The sequence below is a fragment of the Deltaproteobacteria bacterium genome (assembly GCA_011375175.1).
In the GTDB taxonomy this organism is placed as follows: Bacteria; Desulfobacterota; GWC2-55-46; order GWC2-55-46; family DRME01; genus DRME01.
Genome location: DRME01000080.1, coordinates 39,921 through 50,514, shown reverse-complemented (window position 1 = coordinate 50,514; position 10,594 = coordinate 39,921). Strand labels below are relative to the sequence as shown.

Sequence of the window (10,594 nt, the reverse complement as noted above, 5' to 3'; positions counted from 1 at the left end):
TTCTGTAGAAAGTTTCCCCCAGACCCCCTTCAAAGACTTTCGATACGAGTTGGTTTCCCCCTGTTTTGCCTGGCAAAACAGGGGGAAACCAACTCGCGTCAAAAGTTTTTGGAGGGAGTCTGAGGGAACCTTTTTACAAAAAGGTTCCCTCAGGGTAATCAAGCGCTCTTTTTTTCGTTTGCCAGGGTGTTATAGAGGTCGTAGGCCTGGTCCGGCGTGGCGTTGTTGTGCACCACTTCGCGCACGGCCCGGATCATGGGCACGGGGTTGTCGGACTGGAAGATGTTGCGGCCCATGTCAACGCCCACGGCGCCGCTGCGCACGGCGTTGTAGGCAAGCTCCAGGGCGTCGCGCTCCGGTATCTTCTTTCCGCCCGCTATGACGATGGGCACTGGACAGCTTCGCACGACCTTTTCGAAGTCCTCGCAGTAGTAGGTCTTGACGAAGTGGGCCCCGAGTTCGGCGGCTATGCGGCTTGCCAGTCCCAGGTACCTTGCGTCGCGGGCCATATCCTTGCCCACGGCCGTCACGGCCAGCACGGGCACGCCGTAGTCGGTGCCCTCGTCCACGAGGTCGGCCAGGGCCTTGAGCGTCTGCTTTTCGAGCTCCGAGCCCACGAATATGGAGAGGGCCACGCCGGCGACGTTGAGGCGCAGGGCGTCGCGCATGGAGACAGTCGTCGCCTCGTCGGCGAGATTGCCGAGGATCGACGTGCCGCCCGAGACGCGCAGCACCACCGGGATATCGGTGTCGGGGTCCACGCAGGCGCGCAGCACGCCGCGGGTGGGCATGAGCGTGTCGGCGTAGGGCAGGAGGGGTTTTATGATCCTGGCAGGCTCCTCCAGTCCCGTCGTGGGACCGAGGAAGTAGCCGTGGTCCACGGCGAGCATGACGGTACGGCCCGTATCGGGCTTTATGACGCGGCTCAAACGGTTCTGCATACCCCAATCCATGGCGAATTCCTCCTTGTTTACGCAACCTTGCTGCGAGATATCCCTGAAAAGCCCCGTCATAAACGGAACTTGCGATAAGATAGCAATTCGGCGCGGTCCAGTCAACCCAATTTGTGGCCGGCGGCGGGAGGGACTTGCAAAAAGACGGCGGCTCTGATAGGCTTTTGCCGTGGAGGCCCCGCACTCCATTCCAGCGGGGCCGGAAGCGGGAGGTGCGTCATCGGCGCCGAAGAAGTGAAGTACATTCTTGCCGGAGACATAGGCGGAACGAAGACCAATCTCGGTGTCTTCGAGCTCGGCGGCGCCGGTCCGGTGCCGGTCGAGGAGCGGCGCTACTCCAACGGAGAGTACGCCGGTTTCGAGGACCTGCTCGCCCGCTTCCTCGCCGACGCGGCCCGCGGCATCGAGTTCACGGCCTGCGCCTTCGGCGTCGCCGCCACCGTCGAGGACCGCTCCCGGTGCAGGCTCGTAAACATAGACTGGGCCATCGACGGCGAAGCGCTCTCGCGGCGCTTCGGGCTCGGCCCCGTCGCGCTGCTCAACGACCTCGCCGCCACGGCCTGGGGCCTCGAGGGACTGGGTGAGGACGACCTCGAACCCCTGCAGAAGGCCCCTGCCCGCGAAGGCAACGCGGCGCTCATAGCCGCCGGCACAGGTCTCGGCGAGGCGATCCTCTTCCGGCACGGCTCGAGGCTCATACCCTCGGCCTCCGAGGGCGGTCACTGCGACTTCGCGCCGCGCGACGAGACCGAGACGGAGCTGCTCGCCTACCTCAAAGGGCGCTTCGGCCACGTGAGCTACGAAAGGGTCGTCTCCGGGCCGGGGCTCAAGAACATCTACGACTTCCTGCGCACCGTGGAGGGCCTGGACGAACCGGAGGAGCTCGCCCGCAGGCTCGCCGGCGAGGACCCGCCCTCCGTCATAGCCGACGAGGCCATAAGGGGCGTCCACCCCATCTGCGTAGAGGCGCTCCGCATCTTCGTCTCCGTCTACGGCGCCGAGGCCGGAAACCTGGCGCTCAAGTCACTGGCAACGGGCGGTCTCTACGTGGGCGGCGGCATAGCGCCGAGGATAATCGAGGCCCTGAGGAACGGCCCCTTCATCGAGGCCTTCACCGACAAGGGCCGCTTCCGCGACGTGCTCTCCAGGATACCGGTCCACGTCGTCATGAACCCGAAGACCGCGCTCCTCGGAGCGGCGCGCTACTGCTCGGCCGGCCTCGAAGCAGCGTTCCTGTAAAGGACTCATCCACTGACGGAGACTCCCTCCGGAAGCCTTATGGAAGCTCTGATTTATTGCACCGTGGGAGACTTTCTGTAGAAAGTTTCCAACGGACCCCCTTCAAAGACTTTTAATTCCCTGCGGATCACCCCGATTTTGCAAGCAAAATCGGGGTGATCCGCAGGGCGTTAAAAGTTTTTGGAGGGAGTCTGAGGGAACCGGGGGTCTGTGACCCTTTTACAAAAAGGTTCCCTCAGGGTAATTAATCAGAGTTTCCTTATGTAAAGAGAGCGGTGGAGGCCCCCATGCGGCGGCAGGTGCGGATAGTTGCGGACGAGGGCGCCGTGGCGGCCGAGGCGGCGAGCCTCTTTGCCGGCCTTGCGCGGGAGGCGGCGGCGCGGGGAAGGCGCTTCGCCGCGGCCCTATCGGGCGGCTCCACGCCGCGGCGCCTCTACGGCCTGCTGGGCCGCGCCCCCTGGAGAGAGGCCGTCCCCTGGACGGCGGTCCATCTCTTCTGGGGCGACGAGCGCTGCGTCGGGCCCGAAGACGAGGAGAGCAACTACAGGGCCGCATGGGAAGGGTTCATCTCCAGGGTCGGCGTCCCCCCCGGCAACGTCCACCGCATACGCGGCGAGCTCGACCCCGGCGAGGCGGCGCGCCTCTACGAAGCGGAGATAGTGCGGGTCCTCGGCGGCGGCGAGGGCGGCCCAGGCGTTCCGCCCCTCGACCTCGTCCTGCTCGGTCTCGGCGCTGACGGCCATACGCTCTCGCTCTTTCCGGGCTCACAGGCCCTTTGCGAGCGGCGGCGGCTCGTCGTGGAGAACTACGTGGAGGGACTCGGCGCCTGGCGGGTGACCATGACGCCGAGGCTCGTAAACGGGGCGGGAAGGGTCGTCTTTCTCGTCACCGGCTCCGCCAAGGCCGGGATCGTGAGGGAGATGCTCGAGGGGGACGGCGCCGGACGCCTTCCGGCGGGACTCATTGCGCCGCTCTCGGGTCCGCCCCTGTGGCTTCTCGACAGGGAGGCGGCGGGGCTTCTCAGCTCACGGTGAGGCGGCGGAAAAGAAAAAACCGGACCGTATGGTCCGGTTTTTCCCTTTGGAAGCGCAGAAAGCCGCGGCCGTGAGCGGAGGCGGCGGCGGGGCCGCCTGCGCCCATGCCCTCTTCGGCCTACTCTGCGGTGACCTTGGTGTGGCAGTTGGCGCACATGTACAGCGGAAAGGCCTGCGAGCTGTTGTGGCATGTGGGCGCCCCGCAGAACTGCTGGGACATGTTCTTCTTCATGGTCACGTCGTTGGCCCCGCGCTTTTCCTTGAACACCTTAGGGTGACACTCGTCGCACTTGTTGGTCTGCTCGTGCTTTGTGTGCGGGAAGATGACGGGACCGACGCCGGCCTTCTTCATGGACTCGATCTTGTCGTCGAAGACCATGTCGCCCAGGTTCCTGTCCGCCGCCACGGCCGCAACCGGCGCCGCCGTGAAGACCAGGGTCGCTATGATGATGAACCTTCGCATATCCACGGCGGTCAGTTGGCCGTAGCTTCCTTGGCCGCCTCCTTTGGCACGGTGTGGCACCTTGCGCAGTCGGTGAGCGGGAAGGCCACCTTGCCGTGGCACCTGCCGCACCACTTGCCCTGCGCTATACCGGCCATGGTCATGTTGTTCTTACCCTTCTCGGGGAGGAATATCTTGGGGTGGCAGACCTCGCACTTGAGCCAGTAGGTATGGATCCAGTGCGGGTAGAGGACATCGTTGGTGAAATCGCCCTTGGCGTGTATGACTATGTCCATGTCCAGCGGAGGGAACTCCTCCTCCTCGGGGTCGAGCGAGTGTTTGGGGGCGATGAGGTTCTCGCGCACGAGCTTGGCCCAGTCGACGAGACCGTACTTGTCCTTGGGGAGTCCCGCCGCCGAGAGGGCCGCCGGGTGCCAGCCGCGGCCGGCCTTTATCGCCTCGCTGGCGGGCTTGTTGGGGTCGCCGATACCGGCGGGCTTGCCCGCCGTGTCGAGATAGAGAACGCTGCGCGGGTCGTTGGGGTCGAGTATGGGGCTAACTTTCTCGCCCTCGGGAGCAGCCGTCTCGGCGGCCGGCGCGGCCTCCTCGGCCTGGGCGACCATGACGGCGCCGTTCTTGTCAGAAGCCTTGCTGGCCGGACCGGTTCCGAAGATAAAGGCGCATACGGGCAGCGCAACGAGGAGGGCGGCCTTGAAAAACGTATCTTTGAAAGTCGCCTTCATTAACGTAAACCTCCTTTCACAGGTACCTTATGGGTGCAAAGTCTCTTACTTGCCCTCGTAGGAGTGGCAGCGCTCACAGTAGAGGGGCTCCCAGGCGATGAGGCCGTTGTGGCACTTGCCGCAGAACTCCCCGTTCATGATGGCCGCCATGTTGATGTCGTTGGCGCCCTTCTTGAGGATGAAGATGTCTTCGTGGCAGACCTTGCACTTGAACCTGATCCTGTGGAACCAGTGTGGAAATACGACAGGTTTGACACCAGCCTTGTTCATGCTCTCCGTCTTGGAGTTGAGGACAATGTCCCCGTACTCACCGTAGCTCGGGCCGGCGAATATGAGACCCGCTGCAGCGGCGACCAAAAAGAGCATCAAAACGCTGCTTTTTGCCATTGACTGACCTCCTTTTGTTGTATTTCTGCCACCATGGGGTAAAACGATTGTTGTATTATAGTCGCTAATGACGGTTTGTCAAGACAAAATGAGGACGGCGCAGGCGGTGTTTCGCGCGCCCCGGCCAGGCCATCTTTGAATTTGAAAAGGCCCACGTCTTGTGGTATACGTAACTGATCACCATCGGAGGTGGCCCGAAACTTGGAAGAACTTGGCGACTGGAAGAGGAGCTGTTACTGCGGGGAGGTCGGCCCCGGGCGCATGGGCGAGGAGGTGGTGGTCGCTGGCTGGGTCCAGCGCCGCCGCGACCACGGCGGCCTGGTCTTCATAGACCTGCGCGACCGCGAGGGGATCGTGCAGCTCGTCATAAACCCCGAGCACTCGCCGCAGGCCCACAGGGCCGCCCACGACGTGCGAAACGAGTACGTGCTCGCCGCCAGGGGCGAGGTCTCGCGCAGACCCGAGGGTACGGAGAACCCCGATCTCGCAACGGGCGAGGTCGAGATCGTAGTACGGGAGCTGAAGGTCCTCAACAAGGCCGAACCTCCGCCGTTCGTCATAGAGGACGACACCGACGTGGCCGAGTCCCTGCGGCTGCGCCACCGCTACCTCGACCTGAGAAGGCCGGTGCTGCAGCGCAACCTCCTCATCCGCCACAGGGCGGCCATGAGCGCCCGCAACTACCTCTCGGCAGAGGGGTTCATCGAGATAGAGACACCGATGCTCACAAAGAGCACGCCCGAGGGCGCAAGGGACTTTCTCGTCCCATCCAGGCTCAACCCGGGCCGGTTCTACGCCCTGCCCCAGTCCCCCCAGCTCTTCAAGCAGATACTCATGGTCTCGGGCTTCGACCGCTACTTCCAGATAACCCGATGCTTCAGGGACGAGGACCTGCGGGCCGACCGTCAGCCCGAGTTCACCCAGATAGACGCAGAGATGAGCTTCGTGGACCGCGACGACGTGGTCGATCTCATGGAGGGGCTCATCGCCGCCCTATTCCGCGAGGTGCTCGACGTGGAGCCTGCAAGGCCTTTTACGAGGCTCACCTACGGGGAGGCGCTCTCCCGCTACGGCCTCGACGCCCCGGACACCCGCTTCGGTCTCGAACTCCGGGACCTGTCGGAGGTCGCCGGGCGCTGCGGCTTCAAGGTCTTCGCCGACGCGGTGGCGAAAGACGGTGTCGTCAAGGGACTCAACGCCAAGGGCTGCGCCTCTTTCTCGCGCAGGGAGATCGACGAGCTCACCGCCATGGCCGTCGAACTCGGCGCCAGGGGGCTGGCCTGGGCCAGGGTTACGGAAAAGGGCTGGCAGTCGCCCGTAGCCAAGTTCCTCGGCGAGAATGTGACGGCGGAGATCGACGTCGTGCTCGGCGCCGAGCCCGGAGACCTGCTGCTCTTCTCGGCCGACTCCGCCGCGGTGGCCAACACGGTGCTCGGCCGCATCAGGCTCGAGCTCGGCAGGCGACTCGGCCTCATCGACGGCGACAGGTTCGACTTCGTCTGGGTGACCGACTTTCCCATGTTCGAATACGACGACGAAGAGAAGCGCTACAAGGCCGTGCACCATCCCTTCACCGCCCCCTTCGACGAGGACCTTGACAGGCTCGAGAGCGCCCCGCTCGAGGTGCGGAGCAAGGCCTACGACCTTGTCCTCAATGGCACCGAGATCGGCGGCGGCTCCATACGTATCCACCGCAGCGACGTGCAGTCGAGGATATTCAGGCTCCTGGGCATCTCGGACGACGAGGCGCAAGCGCGCTTCGGCTTTCTCCTCGACGCCCTGGGCTACGGCACCCCTCCCCACGGCGGCATAGCCTTCGGCCTGGACCGCCTCGTGGCCGTGATGACGGGCTCGGCATCGATCCGCGACTGTATCGCCTTCCCCAAGACCCAGAAGGCGACCTGCCTCATGAGCGGGGCGCCTTCCGCCATAGACAAGGCCCAGCTTGACGAACTCTCCATCAGGACCGTCGTGAAAGAGAGGCCGGCGCCTCAAGGGTAGCCCCCGACCGGAACGATCAGCCGTCTCCTGCCGGGGCGCCGGCGTTTTTTGCGTTGTTTCCCGGAACCTTGTCCGTGCTATAATGTTATTAGGGAAACTCTGATTTATTGCACTGAGGGAACCTTTTTGAAAAAGGGTCATAGACCCACGGTTCCCTCAGACTCCCGACCTCCCCTCCTCGACAGATGGTGAAAAACAGTCTCCATTACAAGATACTCGGCCTCCTCATAGGCATCGTGGTGATGGGCATGTCGCTGTGGGCCCTCTGCGAATACCGCAGCCTCGAGGGCTCGCTTCTCGAGCACAAGGTCCGGGACGTCAAGTTCCTCTCCCGCTCGTTGATGAGCGCCATATACCGCGACATGCAGGACGGCGGATCCCACATGGCCCGCCACCTCATAGAGGGGCTCAGGGAGAGCGAAGGTGTCCGCCGCATACAGGTGTTGAGAAAGGGCGGCGCCGGGGAGGCCTTCCGCGCCCCCGAGAGCGTCGGGACCGCTTCCGCCCCGCCCGCCGGGACGGACACGGCGGCCTTCGCCGAGGCCCTTTCGGCGCTCGAGGGCGGAGAGGGCGGAGGCAGCGTCTGGTACGTGGAGGACCTTGGCGACGAGCGCCTCTTCACTTATCTGGAGGCGATCCGCGTCGAGAAACGGTGCCTGGCTTGCCACACGGCCGACGAGGCCGGCGGAGTGCTCATGGTCTCGCTCCCGCTCGGCGACGTCTACTCCTACCTCGACAAAAGCGTTCTCCGGTGGTTCGTCCTCGGCGTACTGCTCGTCGCCGCGGGAGGGGCGGTCCTCTCCATCATAATAAGGAGGTCCATCACCGGCCCCATAGAGAGGACCGTGCGCGTCATCGAGCAGATAACCGAGGGCAAGGGCGACGGGGCGCTGCGCTTCGACACGGCCTCGGAGGACGAGATAGGCTACCTCTCCAGGGCCTTCAACGACATGCTCGACACCATGAAAAGACGCGACGAGGAGAAAAAGCGCCTGCTCGAGCTCGTCACGAGAAGCCGCAAGGAGTGGATCGCCACCTTCGACGCCATCCGGGACTACATCATCATCCACGACATGGACTACAAGGTCGTCAAGGTCAACAAGGCGCTGGCCTCGAAGCTCTCCACCCAGCCCGAAAAGCTCGTGGGCCGAAGCTGCCACGAGCTCTTCGGCGAGGGGAGCGGCGCGGAGAGGTGCCCCTTGACGGGTGTCGACGAGAGGACGGGGCTTCGCAGCGTGGAGATCGAGAGCGAGGTGCTCGGAGGGACCTTCCAGGTCACGGCCTTCCCCGTATACAACGACGAGGGCGTCCTCTCGGCCGCCGTCCACTTCGCCCGCGACATCACACAGGAAAAGCTCCTCAAGGAACAGCTCCTCCACTCGGAAAAGCTCAGCAGCGTGGGAAAGCTCGTCGCCGGCATAGCCCACGAGCTCAACAACCCGCTCATGGGCATCATGGGCTTCAGCCAGATACTCATGGACACGCCGGGCGAGAAGAAGGTCGAGGACGTGAAGGAGAAGGTGCGCAAGATATACCAGGAGTCCATGCGCACCGCCAAGATAGTGCGCCACCTGCTCACCTTCGCAAGGGCCAGAAAGCCCGAGCGGGAATACCACAGCGTAAACGACATACTGCGCGAAACCCTCGAGCTGCGCGAGTACTCGCTCAGGACCAACAATATCGACGTCCGCGTCGACCTGGCCCCGGACCTGCCCAGGACCATGGTCGACCTCTTCCAGCTCCAGCAGGTCTTCATCAACATAATAAACAACGCCGCCGACGCCATAGCCTCCCACAGGCCGCAGGGCACGCTCCAGATATCCACGGCCCTGGTGGCCGGCAAGATCCACGCCGTCTTCCGCGACGACGGTCCGGGCATCTCCCGCGAGGTGATAAACAAGGTCTTCGACCCCTTCTTCACGACAAAGGACGTGGGCAAGGGCACGGGCCTGGGGCTGTCCATCTCCCACGGTATCCTCAAGGAGCACGGCGGCGACATCTACATAAGGACCGCCGACGGCGAAGGCACGACGGTGACCGTCGTGCTGCCGGTCATAAGACGGGACGAGCTCGCCCCGGAGGAGCAGACCCGGCGCGCAACGGCGCCCCCGGCCGGCGAGGAGAGGCTCTCAAAACTCGCCGGGAAACGCATCCTCATCGTAGACGACGAGAAGAGCATCCGCGAGTCGCTCCACGACATCCTCGTCGCACGGGGGTTCGACGTGGCCATAGCCCGTGACGGCCGGGAGGCCCTCGAGGCGCTCGACACCAGGAAGTTCTCGCTCGTCATAACGGATATAAAGATGCCCGGAGTGGCGGGCACGGCCCTCTACGACACCATACTGAAGAAACACAGGTACCTGGAGGGGAAGGTGATCCTTCTCACCGGCGACGTGTGCAGCAGCGACGTCAAGGACTTTCTCGAAAGCTGCGGCAGCCCCTACCTGCTCAAGCCCTGCAAGCCCGAAGAGCTGCTCGATCTCGTGGGCAGGCTCCTTGTCTGACGGCGGTGGACGTATCGGTCGTAATCCCCACGTTGAACGAGGCGGCCGGCATCGCGGGCGCCGTCGGCTCCGTGGCCGGCGAGGCGTCGCAGGTGATCGTGGCCGACGGGGGCAGCACCGACGGCACCCGCGCCGCGGCCCGCGCCCTGGGGGCCGAGGTGCTGCGCGCTCCGCGCGGCCGGGGCGCCCAGATGGACTGCGGGGCCAGGGCCGCAAAGGCCGAGGTGCTCCTCTTTCTCCACGCCGACACGAGGCTCGCTCCAGGCTGGAAGGCGGCCGTCGAGTCCGCCCTCAGTGACCGGCGCGTGGTGGCCGGGGGCTTTTCCCTGGCCATCGACTCGCCGAGGCGCTGGTTCCGCGTCGTCGAGGCCGCCGTAAGCCTGCGCTCCAGGTTCAACCTCCTCTACGGCGACCAGGCCATATTCGCAAGGCGAGCGGTCTTTGTCGAGGCCGGCGGCTTCGGGGGACTGCCGCTCATGGAGGACGTGGACTGCATGAGAAGGCTTGCGCGCCGGGGCCGCATAGCGCTACTCGCCGAGCGGGCCGTCACCTCGCCGAGGCGCTGGGAAGAGAGAGGGCTCTACAGGGCGACGCTTCGTAACTGGCTCTACCTCGCCATGTACTACGCGGGCGTCTCCCCTAAGACCCTCTACAGGCTCTACTACGGCGGAGAGCGATATCTTCGGGAAAGCGCCGACAGGCTGCCTTGAGGGAACCGCGGCCCCTGGCCCTTCCGGAGAGATTCGCGCCGGGCGCTCCACCGGGGTATCCAGGGCCTCTGCCGGAGGACGTGTCCGCGCAGGCGCGTCCTTGCGGCGGCGGCCCGGGGAGTCCGGCCGCGCCAGGCGGGCTTGTTACGCCTTTGCGGCCGGAGTCGCCGGGACGCCGCAAAGGGGACTGACGTGCTAAGGAAGGCCGGGCCGTGCGGGCCCCCGGCCCCCTCGCAAAAGGTCCCCCGGCAATTTCCTTGCGCACAGGGTCGTTTTTGTCGGATAATATATCCCCGAGGAAACCCTGACTTATTGCACTGAGGGAACCTTTTTGAAAAAGGGTCATAGACCCACGCTTCCCTCAGACTCCCTCCAAAAACTTTTAACGCCCTGCGGATCACCCCGATTTTGCAAGCAAAATCGGGGTGATCCGCAGGGAATTAAAAGTCTTTGAAGGGGGGCTGGGGGAAACTTTCTACAGAAAGTTTCCCCCAGGGTAATTAATCAGAGCTTCCTTAAAAGTCTTTGAAGGGGGTCCGGGGGAAGCGTGGGCCTATGGCCCTTCTGCAGAAAGTTTCCCC

At 64.1% G+C, this 10,594-nt stretch carries 9 protein-coding genes; 5 read left to right on the top strand and 4 right to left on the bottom strand.

All coding sequences use genetic code 11. The features are described from left to right. Positions 1-158: 158 nt before the first annotated feature. A complete protein-coding gene (locus ENJ37_07235; protein ID HHL40282.1) occupies positions 159-1,013 on the bottom strand; it encodes a 3-hydroxy-5-phosphonooxypentane-2,4-dione thiolase in 855 nt (284 codons plus the stop codon). Positions 1,014-1,196: 183 nt separating this feature from the next. Here ENJ37_07235 and glk point away from each other — a divergent pair, with 183 nt between their 5' ends. Further along, positions 1,197-2,192, top strand: a complete 996-nt coding sequence (gene glk / locus ENJ37_07230) for a glucokinase (GenBank protein HHL40281.1) — start codon at positions 1,197-1,199, stop codon at positions 2,190-2,192. A gap of 287 nt (positions 2,193-2,479) precedes the next feature. Beyond that, the gene (pgl, locus tag ENJ37_07225; GenBank protein HHL40280.1) at positions 2,480-3,226 is read left to right on the top strand and encodes a 6-phosphogluconolactonase; all 747 of its coding nucleotides are present in this window, start codon (positions 2,480-2,482) and stop codon (positions 3,224-3,226) included. A gap of 118 nt (positions 3,227-3,344) precedes the next feature. On the opposite strand, the gene ENJ37_07220 is transcribed toward pgl, so the two are convergent. From ENJ37_07220 to ENJ37_07210, 3 genes are read right to left on the bottom strand one after another with little or no spacing between them, the layout of a single operon-like run. After that, positions 3,345-3,689 carry a hypothetical protein gene (locus ENJ37_07220; GenBank protein HHL40279.1) on the bottom strand — a complete coding sequence of 115 codons (345 nt, stop codon included), beginning with the start codon at positions 3,687-3,689 and terminating at the stop codon, positions 3,345-3,347. 11 nt (positions 3,690-3,700) lie between these two features. Beyond that, on the bottom strand, positions 3,701-4,411 hold the full coding sequence (locus tag ENJ37_07215; GenBank protein ID HHL40278.1) for a hypothetical protein: 711 nt from the start codon (positions 4,409-4,411) through the stop codon (positions 3,701-3,703). A 45-nt stretch (positions 4,412-4,456) separates the two neighbouring features. Beyond that, positions 4,457-4,798, bottom strand: coding sequence for a hypothetical protein (locus ENJ37_07210; GenBank protein HHL40277.1), 342 nt, complete (start codon positions 4,796-4,798; stop codon positions 4,457-4,459). Between the two features lie 201 nt (positions 4,799-4,999). Between ENJ37_07210 and aspS the strand changes: the two genes are divergently transcribed. From aspS to ENJ37_07195, 3 genes are all read left to right on the top strand, one after another. Further along, entirely contained in the window at positions 5,000-6,799 is a 1,800-nt protein-coding gene (aspS, locus tag ENJ37_07205) for an aspartate--tRNA ligase (protein HHL40276.1), read from the top strand. Positions 6,800-6,984: 185 nt separating this feature from the next. Next, on the top strand, positions 6,985-9,303 hold the full coding sequence (locus tag ENJ37_07200) for a response regulator (GenBank protein HHL40275.1): 2,319 nt from the start codon (positions 6,985-6,987) through the stop codon (positions 9,301-9,303). A gap of 5 nt (positions 9,304-9,308) precedes the next feature. Next, the gene (locus ENJ37_07195) at positions 9,309-10,013 is read left to right on the top strand and encodes a glycosyltransferase (protein HHL40274.1); all 705 of its coding nucleotides are present in this window, start codon (positions 9,309-9,311) and stop codon (positions 10,011-10,013) included. Positions 10,014-10,594 lie beyond the last annotated feature (581 nt).